Origin of the sequence: Erythrobacter sp. JK5, from assembly GCF_018205975.1 — a bacterium.
GTDB lineage: Bacteria > Pseudomonadota > Alphaproteobacteria > Sphingomonadales > Sphingomonadaceae > Erythrobacter.
In genome coordinates this window covers 1,129,788-1,144,248 of record NZ_CP073577.1, presented here as the reverse complement: position 1 = coordinate 1,144,248, position 14,461 = coordinate 1,129,788, and the positions used below count along the sequence as shown (strand labels likewise).

Sequence of the window (14,461 nt, the reverse complement as noted above, 5' to 3'; positions counted from 1 at the left end):
GCGGGAAGGGAGGTGGTGACCCCTACGGGAATCGAACCCGTGTTTCAGCCGTGAAAGGGCCGCGTCCTAACCGCTAGACGAAGGGGCCACACTCGGTGCGAGACGCGCCATCTAGGGATGCAGCAACAACCGGTCAACCCTTTCTTCGTCCCGCACGGAAAATGTGCGCGCGGCTCGGCTCAATCGGCAAATGCGGCATCTTCGAGATGCAATTCGGCGGCAGGGCGGGTGCCCCAATCGTCGATCTTCACGCGCCCGGCAAAGTGGAATTGCCGGCCTGCACTGCGATGCAGCAGGGTCTGCGCCATCTCGGTCTCGGCCGCGCGGAAGGCGATGCTCTTGAACGATTTGCCATCGCCACCGCTGGCGATCACCCGCAGATGATCCTTGCCGACGACGTCCGCCTTTACCACCCGGACGGGGCCGACCGCGACGCGAGGTGCAGGCCAGCCAACCCCGTAGGGGCCTGCGGTCTCGAGCGTATCGACCAGTTCGGGCGTCAGGCCGCCTGGAGCAAGCGCGAGATCGAGCTTCATCGCCTGGCCCGCGCGCGCCAGTTCGACATCGCGTGCCAGCCGCTGATCGAGAAATTCGGTGAACGCTGCGAGCTTGTCGTTCGGCACGGTCAGGCCTGCCGCCATGGCATGCCCTCCGCCCGCCACCAACAGCCCTTCCTCGCGCGCCGCGATGATCGCCGCGCCGAGATCGACTCCGCTGATCGAGCGACCGCTGCCCTTGCCGGTGCCCTCTTTATCGTCCTGCGCGATCACGATCGCGGGTCGTCCGGTCTTCTCCTTGATCCGGCCTGCGACGATGCCGATCACACCGGGATGCCAGCCTGCACCGGCGATGACATGCACGGCGCAATTGTGCTGTCCGGCGATTTGCGCTTCTGCGGCTTCCTGCACCTCCGCTTCGATCGCGCGGCGCTCTTCGTTGAGTGCGGAAAGCTGTTCGGCGATGGCACGCGCCTCTTCGGGGTCGCGCGTGGTCAGCAGCCGCACGCCCAGCGTGGATTCGCCGATCCTTCCGCCGGCGTTGATGCGCGGACCGAGCGCGAAGCCGAGATCGCTGGCCTGCGGTGCGCGCTTCAACCGGCTTGCATCCATCAGTGCCGCCATCCCGATCCGCTCGCGCCGGGCCAGCACCTTGAGACCCTGCGCCACGAACGCGCGGTTGAGCCCGTGAAGTGCGGCAACATCAGCCACGGTGCCTAGCGCCACCAGATCGAGCAGGCCCATCAGGTCGGGCTCCTCGCGCTGCGTGAAATAATCCTGCGCGCGCAGGGTCCTCACGAGCGCGATCGCCAGCAGGAACGCGACCCCGACCGCCGCCAGATGGCCATGGCTGGCGGCCAGGTCGCTTTCGTCGAGCCGGTTGGGATTGACCAGCGCCGCCGTAGGGGGGAGATCGGCGGCGCATTTGTGGTGATCGACCACGATCACGTCGACCCCGGCGTCGCGTGCGATGGTCAGGGCTTCGTGCGCCATCGCGCCGCAATCGACGGTAACGATCAGGCTCGATCCGGCTTCGGCCAGCGCCACCAGCGCCTCGCCGCTGGGGCCGTATCCTTCCAGCAGGCGATCGGGAATGTAGAAATCTGCCTCGCTGCCGAGCGCGCGCAGCACTTCGACCATCAACGCGGCACTGGTCGCGCCATCGACATCGTAATCGCCGTAAATCGTGATCCGTTCCGCAGCGAGTATGGCCTGCGCGATCCGCTCGGCGGCCTGGTCCATGTCGCGAAAAGCCGAAGGATCGGGCAGGAAATCGCGCAGGGTCGGGCGGGCATGGCGCGCGACGTCGTCCCGCGCCACGCCGCGCGTCATCAGCAATTGCGAGAGGATGTCGCGATCGAGCGCGCCGGCACCGTCGCCAAGCTCCATGTTGCCTCCGCGCCAGTGCCAGGCGCGGCCCGACAGGGACTGCGCAACCCCGAAGACATAGGTCAGCGATTGTGTGGCCATCTGCTGGCCTTACCCGAACGCTACGCTGCGCAACAGGTGCCGGGATTGACAATCGACAGGCGCCTTGCATGCTCGATGGCCATGTCACCTGCGCTGCCTCCTCACACCTTGCTGGTTGCCTGGCACAGCCGCACCGGCGCGAGCGAGCAGATGGCGCAGGCCGCCGCTGCAGGCGACAACGCGCTGTTGCTGCGGTGCGAGGATGTCACTGCCGAAATCCTGATCGCGGCGGCGGGCTACCTGTTCGTATGTCCGGAGAATCTGGCGACCATGAGCGGGGCGATGAAGGAGATGTTCGACCGCACGTACTATCCCGTGCTGGGCAGGATCGAGGGGCGGCCGTACGCTTCGATCATCGCTGCCGGATCCGACGGTGAGGGAGCCCAGCGGCAGCTCGATCGGATTGCCACCGGATGGCGGCTAAAGCGGGTGGCCGACCCGATGATCGTCAATTTCGCGGCGCAGACTCCCGAGGCCATACTGGCGCCCAAGCGGGTTCCCGATAACACCCTGAAAGCATGCCGGGAAATGGGCCTGGCGTTAGCCGAGGGGTTAACGCTGGGGGTATTCTAGCCCTTACTGAAAGTTCAAGGGGCAAACCGTCAAAAATCGGGACTCGACGCTGGCTGCGAATCAGGTCAAGGTCTCGCTTCGAGGGTCCGGACAGGGAACCGCGGGGCTAAGAGGGGTCTTTGACCATCGATCAATCGCAGCATGCCGATGCGAAGGGGATGCTCCTGCTGTTCGCGGCGGGCAAGCGACCGACCCGCGCGGCAATCAGGCAGTTCACCGAAGCACAGCGATCCGCGTCGATTTCGCATGATCCTTCGCAATCGTCTCCGCTCCATCTGGTTGCGGCGGACGGCGAGGTGCAACATCCGATCGAGACCGGACCCGAAGCGAACGGCACGGTCTGGCTCGAGTTGCTGCACGAGGGGCTGACCTTCGATCTCCACGGTCTTGCCCCGGGCGAGCCCTGCGATTTTCCCGAGTTCGAACATCGCTTCGACCTCGATCGCACGCCCGGAGCATTCCGGTTGGAAACCCTGCGGCTTCAACCCGGGCAGCATCTCGCCGGCGGCGAGGCGAGCATGCCGGTGATGAAGGGGCTGATCGCGCTAGCCCGCGACCTGACGCACCATTTCGAGGATCTCGCGGCCATCGTCTGGCCTCCGGCGAGGAGCGTGATCGGACGACGGTTCTTCGAATCGGTCGCCACCGCCTGGCTTGAAGGCGGCGCGTTTCCTGCGCTTGGCCTTACCGCCTTCCGCGAGACGATCGACGGGGCGTTGCAAAGCGTCGGGCTGGAATACTGGATCGGGCAGGAATTGCGCATCGAACCGCCGCTTTCCACCGACAAGGTCGCCGCGACCCGCCTGGGCGTTCGCATCGTCAATCAGCTGGTGATCGTGGGTGGGCTCGCCGAGGCCGAACGGATCATCGCTCCCGACGGGACGCAGCTGGTCATGCGTCCTTCGCGCAACCGCAAATTCATAAGGGTGTGGCGCGAATAGCGGATGGTTCGGGGGCGCAGCATCGAAAGCACTTGCATCGGATCGGCGATGGCGGCCGCGCATCGACGCGCAGCAATCCCGTTTCGCCATGTCAACCGGGCTGGAGCACCCGATCACGATCCGTCGTTTCAGCGTCACCATCTGCTGCCGAGGCAATTGCTGGGCCAGCGCTGTTTCGGCCCCATGTTTGCGGAGCTGGGTCGCGAGCAGGTGGGGTTCGACGATTTTCGCGCCAACGGGTTGCTGCTGCCCGCCACCGAAGCCGCGACGATCCGCACCGGGATGCCGCTGCACCGCGGGCCGCACCGCCGTTACAACGAGATCGTGATCGAGTGGGTCGGCCGGGTCGAGGAGCGATGGCAGCAATCGCGCCGTCGCGATGCCGAGGCTGCGGGGGAAGAGGCGCTGATGCGGCTATTCCTGCTCCAGACCGCGCTGCGTCGCCGCCTGCTCCATCAGCGACGCCGGATCATCCTCAACCGCAAGGACCCGCTCGGCGCGGGTTTCGACTTTGCAGAACTCGACGCGATGGCCGAAGCCTTGTGGGTCGCGACCTGAAAAGCTACTCCGCAGCCTCGGCCAGCGCGGTCCACGGCGTGTAGTTCGCGTTTGCCAGCACCCGCATTTTTGCCTCGTGGTATTCGCGTTCCATCCGCGCGACCAGATCCTCCACACTGCCGACCGACTTGACCGCGCCGACCCCCTGGCCCGAACCCCAGATGTCCTTCCAGGCCTTGGCCTTGGTGTTGCCGCCGCTGCCGAAGTTCATCTTCGACGGGTCGCTTACGGGCAGATCGTCGGGATCGAGCCCGGCCTTTTCGATCGAGCTGCGCAGGTAATTGCCGTGCACCCCGGTGAACAGGTTGGTGTAGACGATCCCGCTCGCATCGCCTTCGACAATGCCCTGCTTGTAGGCCTGGTCCGCGTTGGCTTCCTCGGTCGCGATGAAGGCGCTGCCCGAATAGGCGAAATCGGCGCGCATCGCCTGCGCAGCGAGGATCGAGGCGCCGTGCGCGATCGAGCCGGAGAGCGCCACGAGCCCGTCGAACCACTCGCGGATTTCCTGCATCAGAGCGAAGGGCGACAACGCGCCCGCATGTCCACCGGCACCGGCTGCGACCGGGATCAGACCGTCCGCACCCTTTTCGATCGCCTTGTTGGCGAAGCGGTTGTTGATCACGTCGTGCATCGTGATCCCGCCCCAATTGCGCACCGCATCGAAAACCTCGGTCCGCGCGCCGAGCGAGGTGATGATCATCGGCACCTGCCATTTCTCGCAGGTCGCCATGTCGGCTTCTACCCGGTCGTTGGTCTTGTGGATGATCTGGTTGACCGCGAACGGCGCAGCCGGGCGATCGGGGTGCTCGCGGTTGTGCTTGGCGAGTTCCTCGGTGATCTGGTGCAGCCATTCGTCGAGCAGCGGCTGCGGGCGGGCGTTGAGCGCCGGGAAACTGCCGATAATTCCCGCCTTGCACTGCGCGATCACCAGCTCTGGACCGGACACAATGAACAGCGGCGATCCGATCAGCGGCAGGCGCAAACGGTCGAACGGGGCGGGAAGCGGCATTGAGGTCTCCTGAGATCAAATCGCGCGGTAAGTTGCAGTTTGCAACTACGCAAGCACCTCTTCAATGCGATAGAACCGTGCCGCGTTCCCGGCATAGAGCGCCGCCTTCTCGTCCGAACTCGCCCCGTGGGTCAGATGCTTGAACGCATTCCACAGAACCTGATAGTCCGCGCCCCAGTAGTCGACCGGGTAGTTGCTCTCGAACATCGCCCGCTTCGGGCCGAACGCGTCGATGCAGGTTTCGATATAGGGGCGCCACAGCCCAGCCAGGTGTTCGGATGTCGTTCCGGCGGCCGGGCCTTCCTCCGGAAGGGCGCAAAATGCCATAGCGAGCCCGCCGAGCTTGACCTGCACATTCTCGCACTGCGCGAGTTCACGGATATTGCGCCGCCAGGTGTCGAAGCGTTCGTGCAGCTTGCCCCTGTAGCTCGCGACGCCGAGCGGGGTGCCGCAGTGATCGAGGCAGATCGGCTGATCGGGAAAAGCGCGCGCGAGGTCGATGACATCGGGCAATTGCGGTTCGAGCACCCACGCGTCGAACGAGAGGCCACGCTTGCCGAGTTCGGCAAAGCCTTCGCGAAAGGTCGCCTCGCGATACAAGCCTTCCGGCGCGTGGAAGGGAGGGCCGAGCACTTCGGGATCGACATCCCATGCCCCTTGGTGGCGGATGCCGCGGAACCGGGGGGAAGCAGCCTGCAGGGCGTCAAGGACCTCTGCCACATCGCCGCCCAGCATCAGGTCCGCGTGGCCGACTATGCCGGCACAGGCGCGAAGATCGCCGTAGATCCCGCTGGCCGATTGCGCCGCAACGCCATTCACATATTCGACTTCGCCGACGACCTTCTTCGTTTCGCCGTAGGCGGCGTTGTAGAACGCGCCGCATTCCATGAAGACCGTGGCGACGATGTTGTGCCCGCCGGAAAGATGCGCGTGCAGCTGGTCGAAGCCGTAATGAGCGTTATCGACCAGCCCCGCGATGAAGTGGTGCCGGGGCTCGGGAAACATCGGCAGCATCGGGCGCAGGTCCCACAAGTGATGGTGCGGATCGATGATGGGCAGGTCGGGTTCGAGAATGGTCTCGCTCATGGGCTCGCTTTCATGGCTGGAACGCGCTCAGTGCACGGCTCGGCGATACAGGTGCCACGTTGCATGGCCTAGAACGGGCAGAGCGACAAGCAAACCGAGGAAGGCCGGGAGCATCGCGATGAAGAGAAGGACGGCAATGATGAAGGCCCACACCACCATCACGAACAGGTTGTCGCGCACGACGGCGAAGCTGGCGATGATCGCGGTAAGGAAGCTCGCCTGTCGATCGACCAGCAGTGGCAGGCTGATGACGGTCATGGCGTAGAACCCGAAGGCCATGACCGATCCGATCGCGCTGCCGACGCCGAGCATGGTTAGGCCGGTCTCGGTGGTAAGGAAGGCGAGCGATTCCGATCCGGCACCCGCTTCGTTCATGAAGATGGCCACCACCGCATGCGCGACGATCGTCCAGAAGCCGAAGGCAACGAACACGATCACTCCCATGCTCAGGATCTGATCGTCGTCGTGTCCCCTCAGCGCTCCGAGCACCTTGCCCCATGTGCGTGGCTCGCCCGTTTCGCGCAGGCGGCTGGCCTCGTAGAGACCGACCGCGACGAACGGGGCGACCAGCGGGAAGCCCGCAATGGCGGGGATGAGCCATGACAATTCGCCGCCGACCACGGCGAAATAGCCGAATGTGAGCCCGGCCAGCACATAGACTCCGCCGAAGAACGCGCCGTATTGCGGCATGGCGAGAAAGTCGCGCCATCCGGCTGCGAGCGCCGGTCGCAGATCGGCGAGCGAAAGATCGGTGGCGGTTAGCGGCGTGACGGGTGCAGCCTGATCCAGAGTAGACATCGACGCTCCTCCTCTCCCGGGGATGGCGCAGCATACCACGCGGGTCGGTGCCCGTCTTTGCGGTGGGTCAAGTCACCCTGAGACCATCAGGCTCCCGATCCGTTCCAGAGTTCCGAGCCCGAAGACCAATCGCCCGGCGGCAACCAGTGCCAGAACGATGAGGATCGCGGTCCACGCTGACAGCAGGCCGGTGGTGACGCGCCAGCTCTTGGGCGGCAGCCCTTCGACCAGAAACATCACGATCCCTGCTACGTTGAGACACACGAAATTGATCGTGAACAGGAACAGCGCATTGGCAGCCAGCACCCATTCGCCAATGCCCAGAAAGATGCCCGTCGCGGCGAGCGGCGGGACTAGCGCGACCGCGATCATCACCCCGACCAACGATAGCGAGGCCGCCTTGCTCATCGCCAGCACACCCGCCGCGCCGCAGGCGAGCGCAAGCGCGATATCGGCGGGCTGGACCAGCGAACGGTTGCGCAGTTCCGATACAGTCAGGTCGATATCGACCAATGCGCCTACCAATGCCCCGGCCAGGATCGCGACCGTGCTTCCCACGCATAGCGCGGTCGCCGCCTTGGCACCGCGCCGCGGATCGCCGATCGTGGCAGCGATGGCGATCCCCATTGTCGGCCCCAGCAGCGGCGCGATGACCATCGCCCCGATCACCACCGCCGTCTGTCCGCTGCGCATTCCCAGCGCGGCGATTACCGAGGACAGGAAAACGGTAAGCAGGAATGTGGGTGTGATGTGGAGGCTTTCTTCGATATCCTCGTAAAGCTCGGTGGTGCTGATGCGATCGCGACTGAAGAACCGTTCGATGGCGGTCGGCGGGCGCAGTTCGTCGGGGGCGGGGAGTTCGGTATCAGCAGTCTCGAGCACGGGCGGGATCACCGCTTCCAGTCTGGAAATCCGCGCGGTGAAATCTGGGTTGTCGCCGTAAGCGGCTTGCAGATCGCCGAGCAACCGCTCGGTGTATCTCTGCTGGACGATACAGGTGTATTTCTCGGCGCGTCCGGGAACGGTTTCACGCCAGAACCTGCGCGAATGCCGCGCCAGGATGGACTCGAGCCGTTCGACCTCGCTTTCGGGCAGGAAAATCTCGATCAGGCGCGCCGTCATCGGCGCCGATCATAGGCCGACAGCGCTGGCGTGAGAAGTCTCAGACCGCCAACGCGCTGTTTGCCGCGCTCAGCACCGCGCGAACGCTGGCCGTCGCCACGTCCTCGTCGATGCCGCAGCCCCAGATCGTGTGTCCGCCGCTTTCACATTCCAGATACGCCGCCGCGCGGGCGTCGCGGCCCGATCCGAGTGCGTGCTCGGTATAGTCGAGCACTTTCAGGTCTAGGCCGAATGTATCCTCGAGCGTCGCCACGACGCTGGAGATCAGGCCGTTGCCGCGCCCCGACACGCTCTGTTCCTGCCCATCGACCGCGATCTTGCCCACGAACACGCGGGTGCCGTCCGAAGCGCGGCTTTCCTCGTAATCGACCAGCTGGAAATGCTTGTCGGGCGTCTGGACGTGGTAGTTGCGCTGGAATGCGGCCCAGATGTCCGCTGCATTGAGTTCGCGCCCCAATTCGTCGGCAAGACGCTGCACCGCTTTCGAGAAATCGGCCTGCATCCGCTTGGGCAGCTTGAGGCCCTGATCCTGTTCGAGCACCCAAGCGAAGCCGCCTTTGCCGGACTGCGAGTTGACGCGGATCACCGCCTCGTAATTGCGACCCAGGTCCGCTGGATCGATCGGGAGATAGGGCACGCGCCAGCCTTCGTCGTTTTGCGTGTCGCGTGCTTCGAAGCCCTTCTTGATCGCGTCCTGATGGCTGCCGGAGAACGCCGTGAAAACAAGCTCCCCGCCATAGGGGTGGCGTTGGTGCACCGGCAGGTCGTTGCAATACTCGACGGTCTCGATCACACGGTCGATATCCGAGAAATCGAGGCCCGGATCGATGCCCTGCGTGTACATGTTGAGCGCCATCGTCACGAGGCAGCAATTGCCGGTGCGCTCACCATTGCCGAACAGGCACCCTTCCACCCGGTCGGCGCCCGCCATGAGCCCGAGTTCCGCCGCCGCTACGCCGGTGCCGCGATCGTTGTGGGTGTGGAGCGAGATGACCGCCGCCTCGCGACCCGGCAGGTTGCGGCAGAAATATTCGATCTGGTCGGCGTAGATATTGGGCGTGGCCGCCTCGACCGTCGCGGGAAGGTTGAGGATGATCGGCTTTTCAGGGGTCGGGGCGAGCACTTCCATTACCGCGGCGCAAACCTCGATGCTGAAATCGAGCTCGGCGGTGGAGAAGGTCTCGGGCGAATACTGGAAATGCCATTCGGTGTCGGGGCGCTTCGCTGCTTCGTCGCGCATCACTTTCGCTCCCGCAATGGCGATTTCGCGCACCTCGTCCTTCGACATGCGGAACACGATATCGCGCCATGCGGGGGAGACGGCGTTGTAGAGGTGGACGATCGCCGCGCGCGCTCCGGCGAGGCTTTTGAACGAGGTGCGGATCAGGTCCTCGCGGCTCTGCGTCAGCACCTGCACTGTGACATCGTCCGGGATCGCGCCCGATGTTACCAGCCCCGAAATGAAATCGAACTCGGTCGCGCCCGCGCTGGGGAAGCCGATCTCGATCTCCTTCACCCCGATTTCGACCAGCAAATCGAAGAACCGGCGCTTCTTCACTCCGTCCATCGGATCGATGATCGACTGGTTGCCGTCGCGCAGATCGGTCGACAGCCAGCGGGGCGGGGCGGTGATGGTGCGCGTCGGCCATTGCCGATCGGGCAGCGGCACCTGCGGAAAGGCGCTGTATTTTCGGGAAGGCTGTGTGAGCATGGGCATGAAAGAAGGCTCGTCGGAAAGTTTCGGGGTGTCTGGTGGCGGCTGAACCCTTGGGCGTCAGGCCGCGTCCAATCGCACGCCGCCGCTCACGCCCAAGGGCGAATAAGTCGTAGCAGCAATCCGAAGCGTTCCGTCATGCCCGTTGCATTGCGCAATTCGCGCGGCTTGGCAAGCCGGGGCGAAAGCGGAAATCGGCGAGTTGAACCGCGTCGCGAAAAAATTGTGTAACCTTGTGTCCGCCATTCGCGAACCCTGAGGCGTTGCCCCGCAACGATCTTGTTCCAGGAGGAAATCATGAAGAAGTCGCTGTTTGCCATTGCCTTGCTTGCCACTGCCGCCGCGTGCAGTGCCCCCGCCGAAACCGCCGACCAGGCCGACCAGACGGCCGCCGTGGAAGCCGGTGCGGAAACCACGCTTTACGCCGATCTCGGCGGCGATCCGGCCGGCCCGATCTATACCCAGTCCAAGGGCGATACGCTGGCCGTGCGCGGTTTCGACGTGGTCAGCTACTTCACCGGGGACGGCGTTCCGGTCGAAGGCGTCGCCGATTATACCGTCCGCTACGAAGGCTTCGACTACCGCTTCGCCAACGAAGACAACGCGAAGACGTTTGTCGCCGATCCGGCCAAGTACGCTCCGGCCTACGGCGGCTATTGCGCCTGGGCGATCGGCGCAAACGATGCGCTCGCGCCAGGCGATCCCAACGTCTACGAAATCGTCGACGGCACGCTCTACCTGAATTTCAGCGAAGACGTTCAGGGCCGCTGGGAAAAGGACATTCCCGGCTTCATCGCCAAGGGCGATGTCAACTATCCGACCCATTCGCCCGACGAACATTTCCAGGACTAGGTCCAGGCAATCCTCAGGCTGACCAGGGCCCCCGTCGCGAAGCTCCGCCACAGAGCCAGCGGCGGGGGTTCTTGTCTATATGCAGCGCGCGTCGCGGATGATGCACTCAGCATCTGGCATCGTGACAATCATCGCCGTCGCAGACGATCCTCGGTCAGCTGATCGATCCGCGTCACGCCCGCCAACCGCATCCCGCGCTCGATCTCGTCCTTGAGTATGCCGAGCGCTCGCTCGACGCCTTCCTCACCTGCCGCTGCGAGCGCGTAGAGATACAGCCGCCCACCCGACGCCGCGGTCGCTCCCGAACACAGCGCCTTGAGCACATGCGTACCGCGCCGCACGCCGCCATCGCAGATGATCTCGATCTCGCCACCGACCGCATCGACGATTTCGGGAAGCTGGTCGAACGGGCTGCGCGAGCCATCGAGTTGCCGCCCGCCATGGTTCGACAGCATGATTGCATCCGCGCCTAGCTCGACCGCGCGGCGCGCATCGCCTGCGCTCATGACGCCCTTCAGCACGAATGTGCCGCCCCATTGCTCGCGGATCGCGGCGGCGGTCGACCAGTCCATCGACGTGTCGAGCATGGTGTTGAAATATTCCGCGATGCTCACCGCTTTGCGCGATCCCTCCCTCACATGCGTGTCCAGATTGGGCAGCCGGAACGCTTCGCGAAACAGGTAATCGAGCGTCCAGCGCGGGCGGGTGGCGTAGCTCCACATGCTCGCCGGGGTGAAGCGGGGCGGGGTAGTGAAGCCCGATCGCAGGCATCGCTCGCGCTTTCCCGATACGATCGTGTCGACCGTCAGCGCGAGCGCGTCGAATCCCGCCGCCTGACATCGTTCGATCATGTGGGTGTTCAGCCCCCTGTCCTTGTGGACGTAGAGCTGGAACAGCTTGGGGCCATCGGTCAGCGCCGCGATATCCTCGATGCTGCGGGTCGCGAGGCTGGAAATGCCGAACCACAGGCCGAACTTCTCCGCAGCCTTCGCTACCGCCGTTTCGCCCTGCCAGTGGAACGCGCGCTGCACTGCCGTGGGCGAGAGCATCAGCGGCAGCGCGCTCTTGCGGCCAAGGATAGTGCAGGACGTGTCGATGGTCTCCACCCCGGCGAGCACGTCGGGCACCAGATCGACGCTGTCGTAGGCGGCGGTGTTGCGCGCCTTCGTCAATTCGTCATCTGCCGCGCCGTCGATATAGTCGAACACGGGGAACGGCAGCCGCGCCCGCGCGAGCCGGCGGAAATCGTCGATACTGTGACAGTCGTGGAGTTTCATCGCTGCGACGCGTGTGACCGATTGCGCGAAACCTGTCGAGAGCGGGCCTTTCTCGCATCTCCGGAACGTCTCGAAAATTTTTTGCAGGATCTGTCACCAAACCGGCGGGCGCTGCGAACTCCAGAATGTGCGCGGCCATCTGGCAGCTCTCGGGATGATCTGCCGGTAATCCCCCACCGGCAAGTCCCCCTTGTGACCCCACCCCGATGACCAGCCGGGTGGTCGCTGCACGATCGTCTCGCGGCTGGCTCTGGAGGAACAGCATCATGGCCCGAACAGGCCCACAGCCCGGCCAGTCGTACGTAGGTTCACGGCTCGCGCGCCGAAAGCCTGACGGCGCGTTCTAGAGGTGTGGCCGGGGGGATTTGTCCTCCTAATTCCCTCGGTCACATCTCTTCTTGTCGGCGTGTTGGCGCTGCCGCAGGCACCAAACGGTGGCGCGAGGGAATCTGAAAAACCGATCAGCAATCGGCAGCGACGCTGTCGTTCCGGGCGACGAGCTGCGTCAGAGAGAATTCGCGATTGATCCGGTCGCCTGGGCATGGGCGATAATCGGGGTCCTGTTCCAGGCATCCTTCGCCGCAGACTTCGACCGCGCGTTCGCCGCGCCAGTCGATCCACCACAGCCGCCCACCGGGGGTCGAGACATAGCCGTCCATCCCGCTGCCGATATCGCTCTGAATATCGGTCAGCGAGGGCACTTCGTTGTCGTATTCCTCGCCAAACGAGCCATGCGTGTGAAAGCTGGCGACGGGAGCCATGCCGGGTTCGTCGAAATAGGCGATGTCGCAGCTCGCCTCGGCCCCGACCCGCACCGGGGTGCTGCCGAGTTTGCCTTCGCTGTCCTCGAAGATGATCGCGCACAGTTCGACATCCTCGGCGAACGACCGCTTTTGCAACGCGCCGAGCTGGTCGCGGGCGAAAGCCTGCACTTCGGGCTGCGACACGGTAACGACGAAGTCTTCGGGCCCTTTCACGTTGGTGTAGGCCCGTGCCACGATCACCACCCAGGCGATTGCGCACGCGCCGAAGATCAGGGCAGTATTGCGGGACGTCTCCATGCCGCCTGGTCGCATAGCCTAGTTCTCCGACATGTCGACCTGCTTGTTGGCGCGGGCCCCAAGGGTCAGGGTTCGCGGAGAATCTTCTCCATTGCCTTGCCCTTGGCAAGCTCATCGACGAGTTTGTCGAGATAGCGAATTTCGCGCATTACCGGCTCTTCCACGTCTTCGACCCTGACGCCGCAGACGACGCCCGTGATGAGTTCACGATTGGGATTGGGTGCAGGCGCTTTGTCGAAGAAGGTTTCGCAATCGGTCTTGCGTTCGATCTCGGCCTTCATCGCTGCTTCGTCGTAGCCTGTAAGCCAGCCGATCACCCGGTCGACTTCCGAACGACCCCGGCCCTTTTTCTCGGCCTTCTCGACATACATCGGATAGATCGAGGCAAAGGGCTGGGTGTAGATCCAGGGCTTGCTCATGTGCATCCTCCTCACGCGTCGATCGCGCGGGGGAAGACTACTAATTCTTCGACTTGTCGACCAGCTTGTTGGCTCCGATCCACGGCATCATCGCGCGCAGCTCCGAACCGGTCTTTTCGATCGGATGCGCTTCAGCCGCCTTGCGCGCGGCCTTGAGTTCGGGCTGCCCGGCGCGGTTGTCGAGCACGAAATCCTTGACGAACCGTCCGCTGGTGATGTCGGCGAGAACGCGCTTCATCTCCGCCTTGGTCTCGTCGGTGATGATCCGCGGGCCGGTGGTGATATCGCCATATTCCGCGGTGTTCGAAATCGAATAGCGCATGTTGGCGATCCCGCCTTCATACAGCAGGTCGACGATCAGCTTGGTTTCGTGGAGGCATTCGAAATAGGCCATTTCGGGCGCGTATCCGGCTTCGACCAGCGTTTCGAACCCGGCCTGGATCAGGTGGGTGATGCCGCCGCACAGCACAGCCTGTTCGCCGAACAGGTCGGTTTCGCACTCTTCCTTGAAATTGGTTTCGATGATGCCGCTGCGGCCGCCGCCGACGCCGCTGGCATAGGCAAGGGCGACGTCGTGCGCGCTTCCGCTTGCATCCTGGTGGACCGCGATCAGGCAGGGGACGCCGCCGCCGCGCTGGTATTCGCTGCGCACGGTGTGGCCGGGGCCCTTGGGCGCGATCATGATGACGTCGATGTCGGCGGGCGGTTCGATCAGGCCGAAATGGATGTTGAGGCCGTGCGCGAAGGCGAGCGCGCTGCCCGGCTTCATGTTGCCCGCAATGTCATTCTCCCAGATTGCCGCCTGATGCTCGTCGGGAGCGAGGATCATGAGGATATCGGCCCATTTCGCCGCTTCTGTGTTTGACAGCACCTTGAACCCGGCATCCTCGGCCTTCTTGCGGGTCGAGGAGCCTTCGCGCAGCGCAATCGCAACCTCGGCGACGCCGCTGTCGCGCAGGTTCTGCGCATGGGCATGGCCCTGCGATCCGTAGCCAAGCACGGCGATCTTCTTGGACTTGATCAGGCCGAGATCAGCGTCGGCATCGTAATAGACTTTCATCAGTGTTCCCTATTTCCCTTTGAT

General features: G+C 64.1%; 14 protein-coding genes and 1 tRNA gene. 4 read left to right on the top strand and 11 right to left on the bottom strand.

Annotated features, from left to right (window positions below; translation table 11 throughout):
* Window positions 1-13 precede the first annotated feature (13 nt).
* Both KDC96_RS05600 and recJ read right to left on the bottom strand, forming a co-directional pair.
* Window positions 14-88, bottom strand: a tRNA-Glu gene (locus KDC96_RS05600).
* A gap of 91 nt (window positions 89-179) precedes the next feature.
* Complete coding sequence (gene recJ / locus KDC96_RS05595) at window positions 180-1,967, bottom strand: single-stranded-DNA-specific exonuclease RecJ (RefSeq protein WP_212451403.1); 1,788 nt, start codon at window positions 1,965-1,967, stop codon at window positions 180-182.
* Window positions 1,968-2,042: 75 nt separating this feature from the next.
* On the opposite strand from recJ, the gene KDC96_RS05590 reads away from it, so the two are divergent.
* The 3 genes from KDC96_RS05590 to KDC96_RS05580 all read left to right on the top strand — a co-directional run bounded on the left by KDC96_RS05590 (window position 2,043) and on the right by KDC96_RS05580 (window position 4,039).
* Window positions 2,043-2,540, top strand: coding sequence for a flavodoxin family protein (locus KDC96_RS05590; RefSeq protein ID WP_371815533.1), 498 nt, complete (start codon window positions 2,043-2,045; stop codon window positions 2,538-2,540).
* A 119-nt stretch (window positions 2,541-2,659) separates the two neighbouring features.
* Window positions 2,660-3,481: a hypothetical protein gene (locus tag KDC96_RS05585; protein ID WP_212451400.1), complete on the top strand. Its 822-nt coding sequence runs from the start codon at window positions 2,660-2,662 to the stop codon at window positions 3,479-3,481.
* Between the two features lie 48 nt (window positions 3,482-3,529).
* Window positions 3,530-4,039, top strand: coding sequence for an AHH domain-containing protein (locus KDC96_RS05580; protein ID WP_212451398.1), 510 nt, complete (start codon window positions 3,530-3,532; stop codon window positions 4,037-4,039).
* Between the two features lie 4 nt (window positions 4,040-4,043).
* On the opposite strand, the gene KDC96_RS05575 is transcribed toward KDC96_RS05580, so the two are convergent.
* The 5 genes from KDC96_RS05575 to leuA form a co-directional block, all read right to left on the bottom strand.
* Entirely contained in the window at window positions 4,044-5,048 is a 1,005-nt protein-coding gene (locus KDC96_RS05575; protein ID WP_212451396.1) for a nitronate monooxygenase family protein, read from the bottom strand.
* A gap of 45 nt (window positions 5,049-5,093) precedes the next feature.
* Window positions 5,094-6,134, bottom strand: a complete 1,041-nt coding sequence (locus tag KDC96_RS05570) for an amidohydrolase (protein ID WP_212451394.1) — start codon at window positions 6,132-6,134, stop codon at window positions 5,094-5,096.
* A gap of 27 nt (window positions 6,135-6,161) precedes the next feature.
* The gene (locus KDC96_RS05565; RefSeq protein ID WP_212451392.1) at window positions 6,162-6,932 is read right to left on the bottom strand and encodes a DUF2189 domain-containing protein; all 771 of its coding nucleotides are present in this window, start codon (window positions 6,930-6,932) and stop codon (window positions 6,162-6,164) included.
* A gap of 72 nt (window positions 6,933-7,004) precedes the next feature.
* Entirely contained in the window at window positions 7,005-8,054 is a 1,050-nt protein-coding gene (locus KDC96_RS05560; protein WP_212451390.1) for a TIGR00341 family protein, read from the bottom strand.
* A 40-nt stretch (window positions 8,055-8,094) separates the two neighbouring features.
* Window positions 8,095-9,771: a 2-isopropylmalate synthase gene (gene leuA, locus KDC96_RS05555; RefSeq protein ID WP_212451388.1), complete on the bottom strand. Its 1,677-nt coding sequence runs from the start codon at window positions 9,769-9,771 to the stop codon at window positions 8,095-8,097.
* Window positions 9,772-10,065: 294 nt separating this feature from the next.
* Between leuA and KDC96_RS05550 the strand changes: the two genes are divergently transcribed.
* Entirely contained in the window at window positions 10,066-10,620 is a 555-nt protein-coding gene (locus KDC96_RS05550) for a YHS domain-containing (seleno)protein (protein ID WP_212451386.1), read from the top strand.
* Window positions 10,621-10,748: 128 nt separating this feature from the next.
* Here the strand turns inward: KDC96_RS05550 and KDC96_RS05545 are convergent, their stop codons facing one another.
* The 4 genes from KDC96_RS05545 to ilvC all read right to left on the bottom strand — a co-directional run bounded on the left by KDC96_RS05545 (window position 10,749) and on the right by ilvC (window position 14,437).
* Window positions 10,749-11,897: an alpha-hydroxy acid oxidase gene (locus tag KDC96_RS05545; protein ID WP_212451384.1), complete on the bottom strand. Its 1,149-nt coding sequence runs from the start codon at window positions 11,895-11,897 to the stop codon at window positions 10,749-10,751.
* Window positions 11,898-12,358: 461 nt separating this feature from the next.
* A complete protein-coding gene (locus tag KDC96_RS05540; RefSeq protein ID WP_212451382.1) occupies window positions 12,359-12,958 on the bottom strand; it encodes a DUF4329 domain-containing protein in 600 nt (199 codons plus the stop codon).
* Window positions 12,959-13,023: 65 nt separating this feature from the next.
* Window positions 13,024-13,377, bottom strand: coding sequence for a DUF2200 domain-containing protein (locus KDC96_RS05535; RefSeq protein ID WP_212451380.1), 354 nt, complete (start codon window positions 13,375-13,377; stop codon window positions 13,024-13,026).
* A 40-nt stretch (window positions 13,378-13,417) separates the two neighbouring features.
* Complete coding sequence (gene ilvC / locus KDC96_RS05530; protein ID WP_212451378.1) at window positions 13,418-14,437, bottom strand: ketol-acid reductoisomerase; 1,020 nt, start codon at window positions 14,435-14,437, stop codon at window positions 13,418-13,420.
* Window positions 14,438-14,461: the final 24 nt, after the last annotated feature.

Excerpts from the sequence above, each read along its gene's own strand:
- KDC96_RS05540 (WP_212451382.1), bottom strand. The coding sequence starts at position 12,958 with ATGGAGACGTCCCGCAATACTGCCCTGATCTTCGGCGCGTGCGCAATC.
- KDC96_RS05535 (WP_212451380.1), bottom strand. The coding sequence starts at position 13,377 with ATGAGCAAGCCCTGGATCTACACCCAGCCCTTTGCCTCGATCTATCCG.
- KDC96_RS05560 (WP_212451390.1), bottom strand. The coding sequence starts at position 8,054 with ATGACGGCGCGCCTGATCGAGATTTTCCTGCCCGAAAGCGAGGTCGAA.
- KDC96_RS05570 (WP_212451394.1), bottom strand. The coding sequence starts at position 6,134 with ATGAGCGAGACCATTCTCGAACCCGACCTGCCCATCATCGATCCGCAC.
- recJ (WP_212451403.1), bottom strand. The coding sequence starts at position 1,967 with ATGGCCACACAATCGCTGACCTATGTCTTCGGGGTTGCGCAGTCCCTG.
- KDC96_RS05545 (WP_212451384.1), bottom strand. The coding sequence starts at position 11,897 with ATGAAACTCCACGACTGTCACAGTATCGACGATTTCCGCCGGCTCGCG.
- KDC96_RS05580 (WP_212451398.1), top strand. The coding sequence starts at position 3,530 with ATGGCGGCCGCGCATCGACGCGCAGCAATCCCGTTTCGCCATGTCAAC.
- KDC96_RS05590 (WP_371815533.1), top strand. The coding sequence starts at position 2,043 with ATGGCCATGTCACCTGCGCTGCCTCCTCACACCTTGCTGGTTGCCTGG.
- KDC96_RS05550 (WP_212451386.1), top strand. The coding sequence starts at position 10,066 with ATGAAGAAGTCGCTGTTTGCCATTGCCTTGCTTGCCACTGCCGCCGCG.
- KDC96_RS05565 (WP_212451392.1), bottom strand. The coding sequence starts at position 6,932 with ATGTCTACTCTGGATCAGGCTGCACCCGTCACGCCGCTAACCGCCACC.
- KDC96_RS05575 (WP_212451396.1), bottom strand. The coding sequence starts at position 5,048 with ATGCCGCTTCCCGCCCCGTTCGACCGTTTGCGCCTGCCGCTGATCGGA.
- ilvC (WP_212451378.1), bottom strand. The coding sequence starts at position 14,437 with ATGAAAGTCTATTACGATGCCGACGCTGATCTCGGCCTGATCAAGTCC.
- leuA (WP_212451388.1), bottom strand. The coding sequence starts at position 9,771 with ATGCCCATGCTCACACAGCCTTCCCGAAAATACAGCGCCTTTCCGCAG.